The 19834-nt window shown below is 60.3% G+C and carries 23 protein-coding genes; 8 read left to right on the forward strand and 15 right to left on the reverse strand.

Annotated elements, in window-relative coordinates:
- Positions 1-25: 25 nt before the first annotated feature.
- From Q1A44_RS10145 to rlmJ, 10 genes are all read right to left on the reverse strand, one after another.
- Entirely contained in the window at positions 26-1360 is a 1335-nt protein-coding gene (locus Q1A44_RS10145; protein ID WP_299623905.1) for a glutamine synthetase family protein, read from the reverse strand.
- A 54-nt stretch (positions 1361-1414) separates the two neighbouring features.
- Positions 1415-2221, reverse strand: a complete 807-nt coding sequence (locus Q1A44_RS10150; RefSeq protein ID WP_299623908.1) for an amino acid ABC transporter permease — start codon at positions 2219-2221, stop codon at positions 1415-1417.
- Positions 2218-3105, reverse strand: a complete 888-nt coding sequence (locus Q1A44_RS10155) for an ABC transporter permease (RefSeq protein WP_299624244.1) — start codon at positions 3103-3105, stop codon at positions 2218-2220. Before Q1A44_RS10155 ends, Q1A44_RS10150 begins: the two co-directional genes overlap by 4 nt.
- 63 nt (positions 3106-3168) lie before the next feature.
- Positions 3169-3735 (reverse strand): hypothetical protein, encoded by a 567-nt coding sequence (locus Q1A44_RS10160; protein WP_299623911.1) that lies wholly within the window; start codon positions 3733-3735, stop codon positions 3169-3171.
- A gap of 187 nt (positions 3736-3922) precedes the next feature.
- Complete coding sequence (locus tag Q1A44_RS10165; protein ID WP_299623914.1) at positions 3923-4654, reverse strand: transporter substrate-binding domain-containing protein; 732 nt, start codon at positions 4652-4654, stop codon at positions 3923-3925.
- Positions 4655-4683: 29 nt separating this feature from the next.
- Entirely contained in the window at positions 4684-5457 is a 774-nt protein-coding gene (locus tag Q1A44_RS10170) for an ATP-binding cassette domain-containing protein (protein WP_299623917.1), read from the reverse strand.
- 123 nt (positions 5458-5580) lie between these two features.
- Positions 5581-6318: a PhnD/SsuA/transferrin family substrate-binding protein gene (locus Q1A44_RS10175; RefSeq protein ID WP_299623920.1), complete on the reverse strand. Its 738-nt coding sequence runs from the start codon at positions 6316-6318 to the stop codon at positions 5581-5583.
- On the reverse strand, positions 6315-6749 hold the full coding sequence (locus Q1A44_RS10180; RefSeq protein ID WP_299623923.1) for a TerB family tellurite resistance protein: 435 nt from the start codon (positions 6747-6749) through the stop codon (positions 6315-6317). Before Q1A44_RS10180 ends, Q1A44_RS10175 begins: the two co-directional genes overlap by 4 nt.
- A gap of 27 nt (positions 6750-6776) precedes the next feature.
- Positions 6777-7208, reverse strand: a complete 432-nt coding sequence (locus Q1A44_RS10185; RefSeq protein WP_299623926.1) for a TerB family tellurite resistance protein — start codon at positions 7206-7208, stop codon at positions 6777-6779.
- A gap of 15 nt (positions 7209-7223) precedes the next feature.
- Positions 7224-7997 (reverse strand): 23S rRNA (adenine(2030)-N(6))-methyltransferase RlmJ, encoded by a 774-nt coding sequence (gene rlmJ, locus Q1A44_RS10190; RefSeq protein WP_299624247.1) that lies wholly within the window; start codon positions 7995-7997, stop codon positions 7224-7226.
- A 286-nt stretch (positions 7998-8283) separates the two neighbouring features.
- On the opposite strand from rlmJ, the gene Q1A44_RS10195 reads away from it, so the two are divergent.
- Positions 8284-9195, forward strand: coding sequence for a polysaccharide deacetylase family protein (locus tag Q1A44_RS10195; RefSeq protein WP_299623929.1), 912 nt, complete (start codon positions 8284-8286; stop codon positions 9193-9195).
- Positions 9196-9239: 44 nt separating this feature from the next.
- Here Q1A44_RS10195 and Q1A44_RS10200 read toward each other — a convergent pair whose 3' ends face one another.
- Together Q1A44_RS10200 and secG are read right to left on the reverse strand one after the other, a co-directional pair.
- On the reverse strand, positions 9240-10883 hold the full coding sequence (locus Q1A44_RS10200; RefSeq protein ID WP_299623932.1) for a CTP synthase: 1644 nt from the start codon (positions 10881-10883) through the stop codon (positions 9240-9242).
- 171 nt (positions 10884-11054) lie between these two features.
- A complete protein-coding gene (secG, locus tag Q1A44_RS10205; RefSeq protein WP_299623935.1) occupies positions 11055-11420 on the reverse strand; it encodes a preprotein translocase subunit SecG in 366 nt (121 codons plus the stop codon).
- A 142-nt stretch (positions 11421-11562) separates the two neighbouring features.
- Between secG and nthA the strand changes: the two genes are divergently transcribed.
- Genes nthA through Q1A44_RS10220 form a run of 3 tightly spaced genes read left to right on the forward strand, consistent with a single transcriptional unit; the run spans position 11563 to position 13162 of the window.
- Positions 11563-12180 carry a nitrile hydratase subunit alpha gene (nthA, locus tag Q1A44_RS10210; protein ID WP_299624251.1) on the forward strand — a complete coding sequence of 206 codons (618 nt, stop codon included), beginning with the start codon at positions 11563-11565 and terminating at the stop codon, positions 12178-12180.
- On the forward strand, positions 12177-12851 hold the full coding sequence (gene nthB / locus Q1A44_RS10215; RefSeq protein WP_299623938.1) for a nitrile hydratase subunit beta: 675 nt from the start codon (positions 12177-12179) through the stop codon (positions 12849-12851). The genes nthA and nthB overlap by 4 nt, the downstream gene beginning before the upstream one ends.
- Positions 12848-13162: a nitrile hydratase accessory protein gene (locus Q1A44_RS10220; protein ID WP_299623941.1), complete on the forward strand. Its 315-nt coding sequence runs from the start codon at positions 12848-12850 to the stop codon at positions 13160-13162. The genes nthB and Q1A44_RS10220 overlap by 4 nt, the downstream gene beginning before the upstream one ends.
- Positions 13163-13260: 98 nt before the next feature.
- Here Q1A44_RS10220 and Q1A44_RS10225 read toward each other — a convergent pair whose 3' ends face one another.
- A complete protein-coding gene (locus tag Q1A44_RS10225) occupies positions 13261-13656 on the reverse strand; it encodes a DUF6524 family protein (RefSeq protein ID WP_299623944.1) in 396 nt (131 codons plus the stop codon).
- Between the two features lie 267 nt (positions 13657-13923).
- On the opposite strand from Q1A44_RS10225, the gene Q1A44_RS10230 reads away from it, so the two are divergent.
- From Q1A44_RS10230 to Q1A44_RS10240, 3 genes are all read left to right on the forward strand, one after another.
- Positions 13924-15216, forward strand: coding sequence for an adenylosuccinate synthase (locus tag Q1A44_RS10230; protein ID WP_299623947.1), 1293 nt, complete (start codon positions 13924-13926; stop codon positions 15214-15216).
- Positions 15217-15225: 9 nt separating this feature from the next.
- A complete protein-coding gene (locus Q1A44_RS10235) occupies positions 15226-15456 on the forward strand; it encodes a DUF2842 domain-containing protein (protein ID WP_299623950.1) in 231 nt (76 codons plus the stop codon).
- A 100-nt stretch (positions 15457-15556) separates the two neighbouring features.
- A complete protein-coding gene (locus Q1A44_RS10240; RefSeq protein ID WP_299623953.1) occupies positions 15557-15940 on the forward strand; it encodes a glyoxalase superfamily protein in 384 nt (127 codons plus the stop codon).
- Between the two features lie 53 nt (positions 15941-15993).
- Here the strand turns inward: Q1A44_RS10240 and Q1A44_RS10245 are convergent, their stop codons facing one another.
- Positions 15994-17991: a hypothetical protein gene (locus tag Q1A44_RS10245; protein ID WP_366942601.1), complete on the reverse strand. Its 1998-nt coding sequence runs from the start codon at positions 17989-17991 to the stop codon at positions 15994-15996.
- Positions 17992-18181: 190 nt separating this feature from the next.
- Here Q1A44_RS10245 and Q1A44_RS10250 point away from each other — a divergent pair, with 190 nt between their 5' ends.
- A complete protein-coding gene (locus Q1A44_RS10250) occupies positions 18182-18898 on the forward strand; it encodes a thiamine diphosphokinase (protein ID WP_299623959.1) in 717 nt (238 codons plus the stop codon).
- Here Q1A44_RS10250 and Q1A44_RS10255 read toward each other — a convergent pair.
- Positions 18816-19733 carry a DMT family transporter gene (locus Q1A44_RS10255; protein WP_299623961.1) on the reverse strand — a complete coding sequence of 306 codons (918 nt, stop codon included), beginning with the start codon at positions 19731-19733 and terminating at the stop codon, positions 18816-18818. The two genes, Q1A44_RS10250 and Q1A44_RS10255, sit on opposite strands and share 83 nt — an antisense overlap.
- Positions 19734-19834 lie beyond the last annotated feature (101 nt).

Below are 19834 nucleotides of genomic sequence, written 5' to 3' on the forward strand. Positions count from 1 at the left end.
TTATGGCAACAAGGTAAAGCGCGGTTCAGACAGAGTCGAGGTAGATTTCGGTCTGCTCCTCGGGTGTGAGCTCTGCCATCTCGCGGGCCTCTTGGCGCTTGGTCAGCAGCATGTTGCGCACCAGTTCGGCATAAAAGATGCGGGCAACCTCGGCGCTGCTCTCAAAGGCGCTGATCGCGTCGGCCCACGTGCTTGGCACCTGCGGCAGGTCCTGGGCATAGGCATTGCCGGTGATCGGGGCGGGCGGTGCGATGCCGTCCTCGATCCCATTGAGTGCCGCCCCCAGCACAGCGGCAATCGACAGGTAAGGGTTCACGTCGCCGCCTGCCAAGCGATGTTCGATCCGCCGCGCAGCCGGTGGGCCAGAGGGGATGCGAATGGCTGCGGTCCGGTTCTCATAGGCCCAGGCGATGCCGGTGGGTGCATGGGCTCCGGGCACCAGTCGCGCATAGGAATTGGCATGGGGCGCAAAGATCAGCATCGACCCGGGCATTGCCGCCAAACAGCCCTGCACCGCATGGCGCAGCATGTCACTGCCCGCGTCCGTTCCGTTGTCGAATACGTTGTTGCCGTCCTGGTCCAGCACCGAGAAATGCATGTGCAGTCCGGAACCTGCGTAATCCTCGTAAGGTTTGGCCATGAAGGAGGCGGCAAAGCCATGTTTGCGCGCAAGCCCCTTGACCAGCATCTTGAACAGCCAAGCATCGTCAGCCGCCTTTAGCGCATCCGCCTGGTGCATCAGATTGATCTCGAACTGGCCCAGCCCGCTTTCGGAAATGGCCGTGTCGGCAGGAATGTCCATGGCCTCGCAGGCGTCATATAGCTCGGTGAAAAAGTCGTCGAATTGATCGAGGGCTCGCAAGGACAGGATCTCGCCCGCCACCCGCCGTTTGCCGGACCGGGGCGAGGGCGGCACGCGCAGACGGCCCCCCGCATCGTCGATCAGGAAGAATTCAAGCTCTACCGCAACTACGGGGGTCAACCCTTTGGCTTTCAAACGATTTTGTACGGACGCCAAGGCATGGCGTGGGTCCCCCATAAAAGGTCGTCCATCTTCGTGATACATCCAGATCGGCAACAGCCCCGTGGGCGTGGTCAGCCAAGGCATCGGCATGAATCCCCGCTCGGTGGGGCGCAAGACGCCGTCGCGGTCGCCGCTTTCCATGACCAGGGGGCTGTCTTCGATATCCTCGCCCCAGATGTCCAGGTTCAGCACGGACATGGGAAAGCGGGTGCCATCGGTTGCCACCTTGTCGGCAAAGCGCACCGGCATCCGTTTGCCTCGCGCCACGCCGTTCAGATCAGACGCTGCGACGCGTACTGCACGGATTTCGGGATTATCAGCAAGCCAGTCATGCATGGGTCTTATCTTCTCTGTTCCAAAATCTCCGCCGGAGGCATTAAGTTCTTTGGCCTATCGGATCAGATTGGGTCGAACCTTCAAACGGGTGCGCGTATTGGCCGGAAGGTGCCGGTTCAGACGCCGATTGACCAGCCCGAATATGCCAATGATCACAAGCGTCAGCAGGATGAAATACATCGCGAGGATGGGGTAGGGCACAAAGGGATTAAAGGTCTTGTCCGCGAAGTAGCTCGCGTAATAAAGTGCATCGCCCCGTTGCTGCCAGGCCGGAAAGCCCGAGAAATAGACCAGTGTGGTCGCGTGAAATAGGAAGATCGCCTCGTTCGTGTAGCCGGGCCAGGCCAAGCGCAGCATTGTGGGCCACACGATCCGGCGAAAGCGGGACCAGCCCGATAGCCCGTACGCATCCGCCGCCTCAACCTCGCCCTTTGGGATGGATTGGAGCGCGCCATAAAAAATCTCGGCCGAATAGGCGGCGGTGTTCAGGAACAGCACGATCAACGCGCCCAGCCAGGCGGCGGTGAACGGATCAAAAATCGGGTGCACACCCTTGAGGCTCAGAAACAGGAAGTAGGCAAAGAAGAACTGGATAAAGAGCGGCGAGCCCCGGAAGAGGAAGATGAACCATTCCGCAGGCTTGCGAAGCCATGGGTTGGGCAGACCCTTGGCCACCGCGATGGCCGTCGCCAGAAAGAACCCTGTGGCGAGCGCCATAATCCCGAAATAGACGTTCCAGATCATGCCCGACCCGATCAGGGTGAACTGTTCGCACAAGGTGAAATCGCTGCGCGGCAGCAGTCGATCACCAATGCCGATGGAGCGCAGGGCGTAGGATTGGATGGTCTCGATGCAGCTCATGCCGCCACCCCTTTGCGCTGGGCTTCGCCGCCTGTGGTGGCCTGCCCGCGGGTGAGGCGTTTCATCAACCGTTTGAGGATCTTTTCCGACCCCCAGGTCATGAAGAGGTAAAAGACCAGCAGCGCCAGGAAGTACCACATCCGCCAGTCCCCATGCGGGTATGACGTAAAGCGCGGCGTCTTAGTCCCGCCCAGTTCGCGGGCCCAGTAGACGACATCCTCGATGCCCAACAGGAACAAGAGCGGCGTTGCCTTGATCAGAACCTGCCACAGGTTCGAGAGACCCGGCAGGGCAAAGACCCACATTTGCGGCACCAGAATGCGCCAGAAGGTCTGACGCGGGGACATGCCGTAAGCCTCGGCTGTCTCAAGTTGAGCTTTGGGCACAGCCCGCATGGCGCCAAAGATCACGTTGGCGGCAAAAGCCCCAAAGACCAGCGCAAAGGTAATGACCGCCAAGCCAAAGGCATAGAGCTGATGCACGGTTTGCGGCGCGGTTCCAAGAGGCAGCTTGGCCCGCGGACAGACCAGGAAATCATTGCCCTGACGAATGGGGTCAGTCCAATCGGGGCAGAGCGCCTGGTGGCGCAGCCATTCAAACCCCTGATCGAGCGCGATGACGAAAAAGAGGAAGAAGGCGATGTCAGGCACGCCCCGCACGATGGCGATGTAGCCCTTGCCAAAGATCGACAGGGGCAACAGGCGCGACCGGGCGGCCATGGCCCCGCCAAATCCAAAGGCCAGCGCCACAGGGGCCGTAACTGCCAGAATGCCCAACACCTTGAGAAAGCTGATATAGAAGGACATGTGCACACCTGTCGTCAGGTAACACGCCATCCAAGGGGCAGTCGTGAGTAGGTCGGGGTCTGTGCAAAAACTAAAGATCTGAGGCCCCTTTCACCACTTTTGACCGGCTGAACAGTCCTGAGCAATGACAGATGCCGAACATCATTGCGCCACCAGGGGCACGGCATCAGCCGTTCGAGTAGTGTCAAAGCGGACCTCTGCAAGACCAGTGTAATCGGGCGACGCTTCGACGGCGCGCACCTTGAATTGCACGGCTACGACATCAGACAGAATGGCGGGCAAGGAAAAGGTTTGTGCCGTGGGCGTGTTCGGCAGCAAGGCAACATCGAGAAATCGCGCCAGCACAGCGTTTTGGGAGCCGAAAATCGTGAGGTCAAAGCGCGTCGGCTCGTACCCGGAATTGTTTGCGATGTTATCGGACCGGTGGTTCCAGATATGGATGCCTCCCAAGGTGACAGGCAGATCAAAACCCCAGGTGATCGCCGCATCAAGGGGGGTGGTGCCCGCAGCGGTCGTCCAATGGTTTCCGCGCAGATAGGTGTCATGCGCGTCGGTAATGTCCTGGGTTTGGGCTGCACCCGTGATGCTATCACTGTCTTTGACGACCTGATCAAATCCATCACGCAGCCCGCTGCCGTCAATGGTGAAGATGGCCTTGAAATCCGAGCTGTATTCCGAAGATGCTTGCGCCGTATCCGCTGAAAACATGGCGGCGCATAGCGGGGATCCCACGCCAAGCAAGGCGGTTGCAACGCAAATGATACGTCCCGAAATCACGTGTCAGCCGTCCCCGTTGACTTTTACACCCATTTTATGTGGCGGGCGCATCTTTGTGGCCCTGCCGATTGGGTTGGCGCATGTCCGGTCCGTTTCCAGACCGGACATGCAGCGTCGTTTAGTACAGTGCGGTTTCTTCGCCGAACCACTTGATCAGCAGTTCGTTGAGCGAACCATCCGCTTTCATGGCGGTGATGGCCGCGTCAAACTTCTCTTTCAGTTCGGTGTCGCTTTCGCGCAGGCCCATGCCAACGCCGCCACCCAGCGGTACGTCGGGGCCGACAAACATCAGCTCACCACCCGATTCTTCGACCAGCGGCGCGAGGTAGTCGCGATCGGCAAACACGGCGTCCGCTTCACCATTGCGCACGGCGGCAACCGTTTCTTCGGGCGTGGCGAACTCTACCAGTGTTGCACCGGACTCAGCGATAAAGCCTGCCTGGATCGTGGCGGTCTGAGCGGCGACAACGCCGCCTTCAAGGTCCACACCTTCGGCGGCAGCCACATAGGCGGACGCGGTGGGCGGGAAGTAGTCTTGAGTGAAGTCAATGACTTCGTCGCGCTCGTCCGTAATGCTCATGCCCGCCATGATGGTGTCATAGTTCGAGGACACGAGGTTGGGGATGATGCTGTCCCAGTCGTTTTTGACCCATTCGCAGGTCAGTTCGGCACGCGCACACAGCTCGTCGCCCAAATCGCGCTCAAAGCCGTCGACCTCGCCTGCGTCATTGATGAAGTTGTAGGGAGGGTAGGCGCCCTCGGTGCCCATGCGTACGACCGAATGGCCGTCTGCCATGGCAAGTGTGGCGGTCATCGCAACTGCGACTGTGCCGAAAAGAATGGATTTCATGAGTGAGTACTCCCGTTTTTTGTTTTTGGTTACGCAGCGTGGGTCGCAGATAGAAACCCGCGCAGTCGTTCGGATTTGGGCGCGCCAAAGAGTTGCTCTGGCGCCCCTTGTTCTTCGATCAGGCCTTGGTGCAGGAACACAACGTGATCCGACACATCGGCGGCCAGTTTCATATCGTGGGTCACAATCAACATGGTACGTCCTTCGGCGGCCAGGTCCTTGATCACCTTGACGACTTCTTGTTCCAGTTCCGGGTCCAAAGCGCTGGTCGGCTCGTCAAAAAGCAGGGCTTCAGGCTCCATGCACAGGGCGCGGGCGATAGCGGCGCGTTGTTGCTGGCCACCGGACAGTTGTGCCGGATAGACGTCGCACTTGTCGCCGATGCCCACCTTGTCCAGGTAGCCGCGCGCGGCTTTTTCGACTTCAGCCGGGGCGCGGCCAAGCACCGTCACGGGCGCCTCCATCACGTTTTGCAGGATCGTCATGTGAGCCCACAGGTTGAACTGCTGAAAGACCATCGACAGGTTGGTGCGGATGCGCAGCACCTGTTTGGGGTCAGACGGCCGACGGCCATGATCCTTGCCCTTCCAGGTCACCGGCTCGCCCTTGAACAGCATCTCGCCTTGCTGGCTGTCTTCCAGCAGGTTGCAGCAGCGCAAAAGGGTGGACTTGCCCGATCCGGAGGACCCGATCAGTGATACGACGTCGCCCCTCTTTGCGCTGATATCAACGCCTTTTAGCACCTCAAGTTGCCCGTAGGCTTTGTGGAGGTCGCGAATTTCGATGACAGGCTGGTCGGTCAAGTGGGCACGCTAATTGACTAAGGTTGCCGGGCATAAGGGCGCAGAATCGCACAGTTGTCTACGCAGAAAACGGCGCGGACCCTGCCTAAACGCCTCATTTCACGCCAAATGGCGCGTGATTGGTCACGGCAATGGTGGAACAGGCATGGCCAGATAATCGGCGGCAGGGATACGAACCACGCCCTTGAGTTGAAGTGTGTCGCGATCTGCCACGTTCAGTTGGGCAATCGCTGTTGCGATGGCTGTCGCGATGGGTTCCGGATCGTGGGCGAGGGCAGTGATATAGGGCAGGCCGGGCGTGGGGTCGGTGCGCCCGATCTCCTTGAGGCGGCAGGTCAACTCCGGGTCCTCGCGCTGCAACATTTTCCAGGTCAGCGCATCAAGGGCCGCGATATCGGCGGCGCCCTGCGCCACAGCGCGGGCGGAGGCGGCGTGCGCACCGGTTTGCGGGCCCGTTTGGAACATGCGCCCGTGGACGCGAAAATGGGCGAAGGGGGCGGCCCAGCCCGACTGGCTCAGCGCCTCGTTATACGCCAGTCTTGGTCGATCCAGATCAGCAAGGCAGGTCGCCGGGTTCGAGTGCCTGACAAGCAGGACGCTGTTGTAATGACCCGGCGGGCAGCCCGGCAGGCCAAAGTCAGGAGTGGCCACAAGGGAGGTTTTGTCGTGCAGGCGCGCCCGAAACGGCAAGCCACAAGTCTGCGACAACAGCAGATCAGGCGAAAGCCACTGGGCCCACAAATCGCCGCTCTGGTCCAGTCGCTTTGGCCCGTATCCCAGAGCATCGCGGATAGCTGTCCAAAACCGGTCGGTTGCGCCGTGCGCATGGGGCATGGCGTACATGCCCAGGCTGGCGATCACTTGGCGACCTTTTGGCGGGCCAGCGCGCTGTCGCGGTCGGAAATGCCCAAGAGGTTCGACACCAGACGCAGCAAGGCGTCCTCTTCCTGAGCTCGCTGACCATCTGCCAGTACGACCTGCCAAAGCGCCTCAATCACGGCGAGCCGCTCGTCATAGGCGACCGCATCCTTGATGGCGCGGGTAAAGCGAACGGTGTCGGGCGCTTCGGCCTCCATTGCTTCAGCTTCGGCGCGTAAGTCACTGGCATCCTGAGCGGAAAGGCCATAGCGGGCCTGGGTGATCGCATCGATCCGCGCGGTCTCTTCAGCGCTGTAGTCATGGTCGGACCGGGCCACACGGACCAGCAATGCGGTAAGAGCCAGCCGCGCATCGGCATCTGCGATGGGGGCGGGTTCAGGCTGGATCAGCCGTTTGAGCAAGTCTTGAAACATATGCGCGATATAGGCCGGGTCGCGGCGTTAGCCAAGCGCGCGGGTCTGGATATTGGCGCTGTCTTCGGGGGTGATGCCGAGGGCGGCCTCGATCTGGTGCAGCGTTTCTTCCTCAATGGGGGCGTGATCACCATCGGCCAGCAAAACCTGCCACATGGCATAGGCCAAGGCGAGGCGATCCCCGTAAGGCACTGTTTCATGGAGGATTTTTGCAAACTCTGGCGTGCCCGGTGCGTCCCGTTCCAGCGCTTCGCATGTGGCGCGCAGCTTGGCCGCCTCCAGCGGTTTCAGATCAAAGGTGCCGGACAGGATCTTGTCGATGGCCCCAACCTCGGCCGCCTGATAATTGCGATCTGCCATGGCGATGCGCACCAAAAGCGCGCCGAGCGCCAGTTGGGGCGTGGGCTCTGGCAGTGGTTTTTTTGCCTTGGAGCGTTTTGGAAAAAGCCGTTCAAACACGTGTGGTCGCGAGCCTTACTTCAGTTGATCAAAGCGAGTTTTCAGTTTTGCGGCCTCTTGCGCAAGACCAAAGGGCGGATTGATCACAAAGAGGCCCGAGCCGATCATGCCATGTCCCTTGCGTGCGGGTGGAAACCGCACCTCGTGGCGAAATGCATCCGGATGATCACTTTGTAGCGTTTTCAGCATGTTGTGATGCGCCGCTGATGTCAGGATCGGATACCAGAACACGATGACACCCACATTCCATGCGCGAACGTATTTGCGGATATGGGTGGGAATGGTGTCGTAGTCATCCTTGATCTCAAAGCTGGGATCAATCAGCATCAGGCCCCGCCGTGGCGTCGGCGGCAGCATCGAATGGGCCATGGCAAAGCCGTCACTGCGCCGACAGGTTGCCGTGGGAAGGGCCAGTTCAAGCGCATTATGTTCGCCCGGATGCAGTTCTGCCAGTGTGATGTGATCGCTGTCGCGCAGGCGCTGCGTCGCAATCATGGGCGAGCCGGGATAAGCGTTTTCGCCATCTGTTTCAGCAGTTTGTACCAGGCTTTTCATGTAAGGATGATCGGCGGCAAACCAGTCACGCACGCGCGCGATCCCCATGGCCGCCTCACCGGTCTTGCGCGCCTCATCCGCGCTCAGGTCATAAAGCGCACGGCCCGCATGGGTTTCGATATAGCTGACAGGTTTATCTTTGCGCGTGAGATAGTCGAGCATCCACGCCAGAAGGCTGTGTTTGTGAACATCGGCCAGATTTCCGGCATGATAGATGTGCTGATAGCTGAGCATGGGAAGGGTGTAGCGGATTGGCACCTGCGCGCAACGGCTAACGGCGTGATCCACGCCGAAGCCGCGAATCGGGCAGAACCGCCTGCGGTTCATGGCCAAATGCAGGGCTGCGTGCGTGTCTGACAAAGAAGGGTGGCAGAACAGACGGCGTTGTGCATTGCCAAAGGTGCAAGATCGGACTTCGGGCACGTGGTGCACATCCGTTCACCGTCGCTTTGACGCTGGGCAAGCCTGCCGCGTCCTTTTAGGCTGATCCCGCTTATCCGTGGCCAACAGGGCAGATGAAGTGAACCGGAACGTGCTCGTCCTCGTTGTCTGTGGTGCTGCCTTGATCGGCGCGACGGTTCTGATGTTCAGGGATGCCGACGACCGCCCCGAATTCCCCAATGAACCTGTTGCAGAGGTGATCACAGCGCCCTCGCGGGTGGCAATAACGATTGATGATCTGCCTTATGTGATGCCCTCGCGCACGACGCCCGCCGAGGGTTTGCGGTACGTGCAACGCATCAACGCCGCCTTGCAACAACATGGAATCATAGCGACGGGTTTTGCGGTGGGACAGCAGATCAACGCCGCGTCAGAACCTGCGCTGCGCGCTTTTGCCGATGCCGGGCATGGGATCGGAAATCATAGTTGGTCGCATCCGGATTACGGCACCCTGACCGAGGCCGCGTTTCGCGATGAAACACGCCGCACCGACGAGGTTCTGGAGGACTGGATTGCAGGGCCGCGATATTACCGCTTTCCGTTTTTGCGTGAGGGCGAGACGGAAGAAACCAAAGAGGCGGCGGATCGTGTGTTGGCCGAGTTTGGCTACCGCAATGTGCCGGTGACCATCGATAATGATGAGTGGCGTTACAATGCCGAATATCTGGACGCGCTGGCGCAGAATGACGCCGCGTTGGCAGAGCGGATTGCCCGGGCCTACGTGGCTCACATGCAAGAGCGGACCGGCTATTTCCAAGGCCTTGCCCAAAGCACGCTTGGTGCAGATGTGGATCATATTCTGTTGATCCACCTGAACCGCATTAATGCGGATCACTTGCTGACCTTGCTTGATTGGTACGCGGATCAGGGCTGGGTGTTCATCACGGTCGAAGAGGCGCTGACCCATCCTGTTTTCGACCAGCCGGACCTTTATGCCGGGCCACGTGGTTTGTCGCAGATTGAGCGTGTGTTGGGCAGTCGGCAGGATTAGTCGCGGTACTGCCCCATACCTGACCGACGGCCTGGCGGCGCTTGTTAGACCAGTCGCGATACGTCCTTGGCGGCGCGCACGAAATCCTCGAACAGGGGGTGTGGGGCGAAGGGTTTGGATTTGAGCTCTGGGTGGAATTGCACGCCGATGAACCATGGGTGATCGGGCCATTCCACGATTTCCGGCAGGCGGCCATCAGGCGACATGCCCGAGAAATTCAGCCCCGCCTTTTCCAACTGTTCACGGTACTTGATGTCGACCTCATAGCGGTGCCGGTGGCGTTCATCGATCTGGGTTTTGCCATAGGCGTCGGCAACGCGGCTGCCTGCCGTCAGGACGGCATCATATGCGCCAAGGCGCATCGTACCGCCCTTGTCGTCGCCCACCTTGCGCTCGACCTTGTGGTTGCCCTGTACCCATTCCTTGAGGTGGTACACGACTGGTTCAAAACGCTTTTTGCCCGCCTCATGGTCGAATTCTTCGGAGCCGGCGGTTGCAAGGCCCGCCACGTTGCGCGCCGCCTCAATTACGGCCATTTGCATGCCCAGACAGATGCCCAGATAGGGGACTTTGCGGGTGCGCGCGAATTCGGCCGCCTTGATTTTGCCCTCGGTGCCCCGTTCGCCAAAGCCTCCGGGCACAAGGATCGCATGAAACCCTTCGAGGTGGGGCGCGGGGTCTTCGTTCTCGAACAACTCGGCATCGACCCACTCGATCTTGACGCGGACCCGGTTGGCCATGCCGCCATGGGTCAGCGCCTCGGCGATGGATTTATAAGCGTCCTCAAGCTGGGTATATTTGCCCACAATGGCGACCTTGACGGTGCCGTCGGTATTGTGGATCCGGTCGCTCACGTCTTCCCATTTGGTGAGGTCGGGCTTGGGTGCGGGGCTGATCTGGAACGCGTCAAGCACGGCCTGATCCATGCCTTCGCGATGATAAGCGAGGGGGGCGTCGTAGATCGTTGACAGGTCCTGGGCCGCGATCACGCTTTCAGGGCGCACATTGCAGAACAGCGCCAGTTTCTCGCGTTCCTTGACCGGGATCGGCCCCTCGGAACGGCAGACGAGGATGTCGGGCGCGATCCCGATGGAGCGCAGTTCCTTGACCGAGTGTTGTGTCGGCTTGGTTTTCAACTCGCCGGAGGCCTTGATGTAAGGCAACAGCGTCAGGTGCATGAAAATGCACTGGCCGCGGGGTTTATCCTGGCTGAACTGGCGGATCGCTTCAAAGAAGGGCAAGCCTTCGATGTCGCCCACGGTGCCGCCAATTTCGCACAGCATGAAGTCGACTTCATCGTCGCCAATGCTAATGAAGTCTTTGATTTCGTTGGTAACGTGCGGGATCACCTGGATCGTTTTGCCCAAGTAGTCGCCGCGCCGCTCTTTTTCGAGCACGGTGGAATAGACCCGGCCCGACGATATGGAATCGGTGTTGCGCGCCGCCACGCCGGTGAACCGTTCGTAGTGGCCCAGATCAAGATCCGTTTCGGCCCCGTCATCGGTCACAAAAACCTCGCCATGCTCAAAGGGTGACATCGTGCCGGGGTCAACGTTGAGGTAAGGATCAAGCTTGCGCAGGCGCACCGAAAAGCCCCGCGCTTGCAACAATGCGCCCAACGCAGCCGAGGCGAGGCCCTTGCCAAGCGATGAAACAACGCCGCCGGTGATGAAGATATAGCGTGCCATTGAGTGCAGTCCCCGTGGTTTGATCTGGTCGTTCGATCAGGCAAAAGGCCAATTGCAGCATGTGCCACTTGGCACACCCCACGGGACCTCAGTTTATCAGGATTCGGATCAAAAGGGCAAGGTCATCGCAACATGATGTTGCAAGTCGTTCCCAGCCCTCAATATTTTGTCTTAGTCAGCGGTTGGAACCAGAGGCGCATTGTCGCCAGCCGCAGGCGGCAACAGGTCACCGGCTGGGGGCACCAACCCGTCACCCGGCGCATTTTGCGCAGGTGGCGTGATGCCCAATTGGTCAATCACGGATGTGCCTGCCGAGTTTTGCGCGGCAATTATCGTGAGCGTGATCGACGTGATGATAAAGCAGATCGCGAGGATCCATGTTACCTTGCCCATCGCCGTAGCGGCCGCTCGCCCAGTCATGGCGCCGCCACCGCCGCCACCCATGCCCAGACCACCCCCTTCGGAGCGCTGCATCAGCACTACGGCTACAAGGCCGAGCGCGAGTATCAGATGGATGATGAGAACGACGTTTTCCATGAGGCGGTTTAGCTCTTTGCTGCGCGATGGGCGGTATCTATGCAAGATTGCCCGCCGGGGCAAGTGGCGGTTCGACCCAAAGAGACAAGTCGGGATTTGGCCCTCTGGACAAATCGGCATCTTGCATCCCATGATCCGATCCATGCCCCATGATCATTCCGACCACGACCACCCTCACAGCTTGCTCCCTCCCGAGCCTGCGTTGCGCGTCAAAGCGCTGGAGACGATCCTGACCCAGAAGGGTTTGGTGGACCCCGTCGCCCTGGACGAGATCATAGACACCTACGAGAACCGTATTGGCCCGCGCAACGGTGCCCATGTGGTCGCCCGCGCCTGGAGCGATCCTGATTTTCGCGCAGCCTTGCTGGAAGATGCGGACGCTATGGTGTCAGAAATGGGATATTACGGCCGTCAGGGTGAACATATGGTCGCGGTCGAGAATACCGATCAGGTGCACAACATGGTCGTTTGCACACTCTGCTCGTGCTATCCGTGGCCTTTGCTGGGCATTCCGCCGGGGTGGTATAAGTCCGACGCCTACCGCGCTCGTACCGTGCGCGAGCCGCGCAAGGTGCTGGCCGAGTTCGGGGTGACTTTGCCCGCGGACACCGCCGTGCGCGTTTGGGATTCGACGGCAGAGGTCCGCTATCTGGTGATCCCGCAACGGCCCGCAGGGACCGAAGGTTTGGACGAGGCGGCGCTGATGGATCTGGTGACGCGCGATTCGATGATCGGCTGCGGATTGGCCAAGGCCCCATGACCCGCTTGCATGACATGGGTGGCCGCTTTGGTGACGGGCCGGTGGTGCCCGAAGCGGAACACGTGAAATTCCACGCTGATTGGCATCCCCGGGCCCTGGCTCTGACGCTGGCCAGCGGGTCGCTGGGGCTTTGGAACATCGATGTGTCGCGGCATGCGCGTGAATGCCTTTCGCCTGCGGATTACGGGCGGTTCAGCTATTACGAAAAGTGGATTTCGGCGCTGGCCGATCTTTTGGTCGAAAAAGGTGCGCTGAGCCGCGAAGAGTTGGCAAAAGGGAAAGCGCTTGGGGCCAGCGACTTGACGCACAAAAAGCTCAAGGCCGAGTCCGTCGCGGACGTGCTGGCCAAAGGTGGCCCGGCAGACAGGCCCAGCAACGTGGCCCCGCTTTTCAAGCCCGGCGATACAGTAGCAGCCCGCGCCTTTCCCGAAAACATGATCGTCACCGGCGGGCACACGCGACTGCCATCCTATGCTGCAGGGGCCACCGGCCAGATCCTTCGGCTGCACGGCAGTCACGTCCTGCCCGACAGCAGTGCGCACGGGTTGGGTGAAGCGCCAGAGCCGCTTTATGCGGTGGCCTTCAAGGCCGCAGCCCTTTGGGCGCATGCCGAGCACCCGGATGACGAGGTGATCGTGGACATGTGGCAAAGCTATCTGGCCCCGGCATGAAGCCTGAACCGGTCTTTGAAGCGCCCTGGCATGCCCAACTTTTTGCGCTGACGGTGCACCTGAATGAAGCGGGACGCTTTGAATGGTCCGACTGGGCGGCGCGCTTTGGCGCAACGCTGAAACGACACGGGCTCGCCCGCGCGTTGAACGGCGGTGATGACTATTTCAATGCCTGGCTGGAAACGCTTGAACTGCTGATGGCCGAAGATGGCCACGCAGACGCAACCGAATTGGCTACAACCCGCGATGCCTGGGAAGCGGCCTATTTGCGCACACCACACGGCGCCCCGGTCACCCTGGGTCGGTCCTAAAATCCCTGTTCAAAATAATCCTGGGGTAGGCCAAAGACCGGGGGCAGAGCCCAAACAAATAATGTCATGGCGTAGCCTCAATTGGATCAAGGTCAGGGTCAATCGTCGACATCATCCATATCGGATTGCCCAGACAATCGGCGGCGCACATGGCTCCAGCTGAGGCCGATGCCCAATACAAGGGAAAGGGCGATCAGGCCCAGCCAGGTGTTCAGGTTCCCATCGTCAAGCTTGAGCAAGCCCAGATCATAAAGCACCCACAGCCCTGATCCGACCAGCGCCAGCACCAGCCCCATGCCGATCCCGCCGATCGATCGGAGCGTGGCCCTGAGGTAAATGATATAGCCAATCAGCAGCAAAAGCCCCAACAACACGGCAATGGACAGGTTGGCATTGCCGTAGTCCATGACCCAGCGGACATAGTTGTATTGAGTCGGATTGTAGGTGGCCGTCAAAAGACCAAGGGCAAAGAGCCAGCGCCAGAGAAAGCCCATCTTGCGCCTCCGATATTGTGTGCTTTGCGTGTACATGCCGCGAAGCGGCCTCTGGTGCAACTCTTGGGATGCTTTCGGCGGGGATATTTGGGGCCAGGAGATTTGAAAAGCTCTGCTCCCAACCTCTGAAGCAGTCATGGCGCGCCGGGCGTGGCGGCAAGTGCCACATATACGGTCGGGCTTTGCGCCAAAAGAAATGCAGATTGCGGTTTGCGTCTGCGACCTGCGTCGCTATACGGGCGCGGGTTCTTAGGAAAGGGACATCAAATGGCCAATGTGGTGGTTGTCGGCGCTCAATGGGGCGACGAAGGCAAAGGCAAGATCGTCGATTGGCTGAGCGAACGCGCGGATGTGATCGCTCGTTTTCAGGGGGGGCACAATGCGGGCCACACTCTGGTCATTGATGGGGCCGTCTACAAGTTGCACGCCCTGCCTTCCGGTGTCGTCCGCGGTGGCAAGCTGAGCGTCATTGGCAATGGCGTGGTCCTCGACCCCTGGCATCTCTTGTCCGAGATTGAGACGTTGCGCGGCCAAGGTGTTGAGATCACGCCAGAGACGCTGATGATCGCCGAAAACACCCCTCTCATCCTGCCCATTCACGGGGAGTTAGACCGGGCCCGCGAGGCGCAGAATTCCGTGGCCAAGATTGGCACCACCGGGCGCGGTATTGGCCCATGTTATGAAGATAAAGTGGGCCGCCGCGTGGTGCGTGTAGCGGATCTGGCCGACCCAGCGACCCTTGAATTGCGCGTGGACCGCGCCCTTGTTCACCATGATGCGCTGCGCCGGGGGCTGGGCCTTGAGCCAGTGGACCGCGATGCGCTGATCGCCAGCCTGCGCGAAGTGTCCGAAGGCATTCTGGCCTATGCCGCCCCGGTCTGGAAAGTCATGACAGAGGCCCGCAAGGCCGGCAAACGCATCCTGTTCGAGGGTGCACAAGGCGCTTTGCTGGACATCGATTTCGGCACCTATCCGTTTGTCACCTCGTCCAACGTGATCGCAGGTCAGGCCGCCACGGGCGTGGGCCTGGGCCCGGGTGCCATTGATTTCGTGCTGGGCATCGTCAAAGCCTATACCACCCGTGTGGGCGAGGGGCCGTTTCCGACTGAACTGCTTGACGATGACGGCCAGCGTTTGGGAGAACGGGGCCACGAGTTTGGCACCACGACGGGGCGCAAGCGCCGCTGTGGTTGGTTCGATGCCTGTCTGGTCCGCCAGACTTGTGCCACCAGCGGCGTAAACGGGATTTCCCTGACCAAACTTGACGTGCTTGACGGGTTTGAGATCCTGAAAATCTGCGTGGGATACGAGCTGGACGGGGTGCGCATGGACTACTTGCCCACCGCCGCCGATCAGCAGGCCCGCTGCACCCCCGTTTACGAGGAAATGCCCGGTTGGTCCGAATCGACCGAAGGCGCGCGCAGCTGGGCCGAGTTGCCCGCCAACGCCATCAAATACGTGCGCCGCGTGGAGGAGTTGATTGATTGCCCAGTGGCCCTACTTTCCACCTCACCGGAGCGGGAGGACACCATCCTGGTCCGCGATCCATTCGCCGATTGAGGAGGCCCCATGGCGCTCAGCTACAAGACCCGCAAACGACTGTCCGTGCTGATCCTGTTTGTCGGCCTGCCGCTCTATATCATCGCGGCTGTTAACCTGGTGGCTTTGTTCGAACGGCCCTCGTTGCTGGTGGAGTTGCTGATCTATGTGGGGCTTGGGGTGATCTGGGCCTTTCCGCTTAAGGCGGTGTTCAAGGGGATCGGTCAGCCAGACCCGGATGCAAAACCGTCGGATCAGTGACGCGCCCTATCGAGATACTTCCGGTTTTCGGCAGGCAAAGGGCTGGACCGGTCCCGGCCAGTAACGCATTTTGGCGCCGTTGACCCGACCGGAGTATGCCATGGCCCGCTTTGCACCGCCCATTCCAATTCTGCGCAGTTTTGATGAGGTCAAGGCACGCGAGTTTTATATTGATTTTCTGGGCTTTACCCCAACCTTCGAATTTCGCTTTGAGCCGGACACTCCGCTTTACACGGGCCTTATCCTGGATCGCTGCGAAATCCATCTGTCCGAGCATTTTGGCGATGCGAGCCCGGGTGCCAGTCTTCGGATCGAGGTGGATGACGTGCACAGGTATTGCAAAGCGCTCAACGCGAAATCCTACCGCCATGCCCGCCCCGGAGTGCAACACCAGCCTTGGGGGATGGACGACATGACGATCTCTGATCCGTTTGGGAACAGGCTGATCTTTTGCACCGACCGACCGAATCCTACACCCCAATAGCAAAAGGGCGGCCCGGGTAGAGCCGCCCTGTGTTTCAGGTTTATATTTCAGACTCAGCTTGCCGCTTTTTGATCCGGGCGGTAGCCGATGTCGCCGGTGACAGCAAAGCGGCCCCCTTTGATCTTTTCGATCTTGCCGGTCCGCAACAGCTGACCAAAAGAGCGCAGACCATCCTCGCGACTGAACTCCTCTTTTTCGACCTGGCGAACCTTGGTCATCAACTGTGGGCGCGAGAACTGTTCGCGACCCTCGACAAAGCTGAGGTAGCTGGCCGCTGCTTCAAGCAGGGCAGGCAGGTCATGTGCGCCCATTTCAGAGGCGTAGTCCTCAAAGCTGGTGCCGGTATCGACTGCGGGGCCTTCTTCGCGGGTGGCAACGCGGCGGGGACGCACGGGGCCTTTGGGTGCCGTGTCGACGTCAACCCGTTGTTCTGCCACCAATTTAAGGGGCGCAGGGCGGGATCCATCGGGCCGTACATTGCCACCACCACGCACCGCAGGACGGCGCGGTTTCACAACTGAGGCCAGGTCAGAACGGTAGGCGTCATCGCCTGTCCCGTCATATTCGCCGATGCCGGTGTCTGCCTTCTTGGCCAGAACGGCGGCCTTCAGATGGGCAAAGGCGCGGCGGCGGTCGGAGCCTTCGGGCTCGTCCATCTGATTGTCCGCTTCGGCCATCAGGCGAGACACATCGTCATCTTCGATGCCGACTGCGGCAGCGGCGTCGTCGGCCACAAAGTCGGTTGTGTCATCGGTGTTGCCCGCGATCTCTGCCTCGACTTGCGACAGTTCCGCCAGCAATTCGGCCTCTTCCTCGGCTGACAGGGTGCTTTCGTCGGCGTCGTCTTCGACTTCTTCCAACTCGCCGCTGGCCAGGGCCGCGTCGATATCGGCGCGTTTGACCTTGAGGATGCGGGCGCGGGGGGCAGGGGCCTTTGGCGCTTGCTCTGGTTCGGCCTCTGTTTCGGCCGCAACGCTGTCGTCAAAGAGGTTTTCGCCGGTCGCGTTGTCAGCTTCGGTGTCGCTGGCCATGAGAGCGGCCAGCGTATCAAGGCCCAGATCCTCGGCGGTTTGTGCCGGGGCTTGCGCGGGCGCAACTGCCTCTGCATCTGCTGCGGCGGGGTCGTCTTCGGATGGTGTGTCAAAGCGCGCGAGGATTGCAGCGATATCGTCGTCATCCTCGTCGTCATCGATTGCCGCAGTTGGGGTGTCGTCAAGCGCCTGGCCCGCTTCAATATCGCGCACGGCGTCGGCCGCGATATCCTGAGGCGAGGGTACAGAGATAGCCCCGGCATCGCCGGCTTCTGCCAAAGCATCATGATCTGCCTGTGGGGCGAAGTCTTCGGCATGCTCGTCTTCGAACATGTCGTCCTCTTCGTCCTCATCCTGACTTTTGGATACGACCTCGCGGATGCGCTGTAGCTTGGCGGCGATGCTGTCCGGCGCTGTGGAGGCCGCCACAGGATCGACGTCTGTTGTTTCAACGGTGTCCGCGGGGCTTGCCTCAGGCTCTGGCTGCGCAAAAAACTCTTCGGCTTCGGCTTCGGCTTCGGCTTCGGCTTCGGCTTCGGCTTCGGCTTCGGCTTCGGCTTCGGCCTCGGCTTCGGGGCTTTCGACTTCAGCATCCAGAGCCGCCAGATCGGCGAGGTCTTGTGGGGAAACCTCGGGCGCCGCGTCCAGGGCGCTCAGGTCATCCATGGCGGCGACGCTGATTTCCACGGGCTCGGCAGGCTTATGCTCTGGCGCATCTTCGATGTGTGCGGCGGTTTCGGCGGTTGCAGGGGCGGCAACCGCAGCGGCGGCGACGGCACCCATGGCGAGGGAGGAGGCCGCGCCCGGGGCGGCGGCCTCTTGTTCGGCGCTCAGCACAATGCGGCCTTCATGTTCGCGCGCCTCGACCCGGCGCGAAATCTCGCGCTCGGCAATGCGCGCCAGCATGTCGGCGTCCGGCACGGGCGGTTCGGCCCCGAAATAGCGGTCATCAGCGGCCAGATCACGGAAATATTCCGCAATGGCCTTCATCGTGCCAAAGCTGTCATCAAATCCTTCCAACGTGCATGAAAACGTGCCGTAGGAGACTGTTAAAATTTTATTGTTACTCATCATCGGATGCTCGTCCTCTGCGTCTGCGGAGGTTTCTATAGGGGGCAATGCCGGACCAAAGCGGCCCGAATCTGTGCCCCGGAGCGTATCATTTCGTGGCGACATTGTGATCTGTTTCCGAAAATTGCATTAAACCCGAATGAATAAGCCAATTGTTGACAGTTTAGCGCCTGTAACCCTTGTGGGTGGTGGGGAGGCCAGTTCCGGTGATCTGGCAGAGGCGATGGCGCTGGCCCCGCTTTGCGTGGCGGCGGATGGCGGCGCGCATTTGGCGCTGGCCGCAGGCGTCGAGGTGACGGCGGTGATCGGGGATTTGGATTCCATCGGTGATGCGCTGGATCAAATCCCCACGAAAAGGCGCCACCTGATCGCCGAACAAGACAGCACAGATTTTGACAAGGCCCTGCGCCATATTTGCGCCCCTGTTGTTTTGGCCGTGGGCTTTACCGGGGGGCGGATTGACCACCATTTGGCGGCTTTGCATGTGCTGCTGGCCTATCCTGATCGGCCATGTGTCCTGTTGGGCGCGCACGAGATCACCTTTTTGTGCCCACCCCGCGTGGCCTTGCCGTTGGCAGAAGGCGACGTGGTGTCGTTGTTTCCGATGGGGTCGGTTGCGGGCACGTCCCAAGGCCTGCGCTGGGACATCGAGGGCCTGCATTTCGATCCGATGGTTAAGATTGGTACGTCGAACATCGCCTTGGGACCGGTCGCGTTAACGATGGATGCGCCTGCGATGCTGGTGGTTTTGCCACGTGCGCGGTTGCGGGCTGTTATGCGGGTGCTGGCGTCCGCGCCGCCAGCCGCGCGATGGCCCGCTCGCGCAACACAATATAAAGACCCGCCGCGATCGTGATGCAGATCCCCAAGGCGGCCAGGCCGTTGGGCAGGTCGGCAAAGACCAGAAAACCGATGATCGTCGCCACAGGGATTTCCAGATATTGCATCGGTGCCAGTGTCGCCGAGGGCGCATAGCGCAGCGACCAGGTCATCAAGAGATGCGCAAGCGAGCCAAGAACTCCGATCGTGATCAGCAGCGCCCACGCGTTACCGCTCGGTGCAATTAAGGTTAATGGGGCAATCCCGCTGGATTGGGTGACCAGCAGGATTGGTCCCATGATACAGACCGCCATGACGCCGCTGACCGCTTGCAGGCCCACGGGATCGGTTTCCTTGGCGATCTGGCGCGTGACCAGCATGAAAAAGGCGAAGTTGACGGCGACCATCACGGGAAGCAAAGCGGGCCAGCCCACTTCGGCAAAGCTGGGTTGAACCACCATAAGCGTGCCGATGAACCCGACCGCGCAAGCAATGAGGCGACGTGCGCCGACCTCTTCGCCCAGAACATATTTACCCAAAAGCAGCATGATGAAGGGCATGACAAACGCAATTGCCACTGCGTCGGCCAGCGGCAGGTATTGCAGGGCGGTAAACATGGCCCCGATACCGAAGATGTGGAGGATGGTGCGCACTATGGTCAGCCGCAAGACCCTGCCTTGCATGCGCCAAGCCCGGCGCGTAGCCCAGACCAGCGGGATCAGGATAATCGCCTGCACCGCAAAGCGGACAAAGAGCAACTGGCCCAAAGGCACGGATTGACCCAAAAGCTTGGCCACCGCATCCCCCATCGGTGCGACAACGCAAAAGCCCAGCATCAAAAGGATGCCGAGGAGGGGCTTGTCCTGAGCCATGGCGCGCACGCTAGCAGCGGCGCGTTGGAATACAATTGCTGAAATGGAGCGTGCGCGACGCCAATGCGCGTCAGGTGAGCGTCGGTTGGCTGGTCTGTTCC

Origin of the sequence: uncultured Tateyamaria sp. (assembly GCF_947503705.1) — a bacterium.
Taxonomy (GTDB): domain Bacteria; phylum Pseudomonadota; class Alphaproteobacteria; order Rhodobacterales; family Rhodobacteraceae; genus Tateyamaria.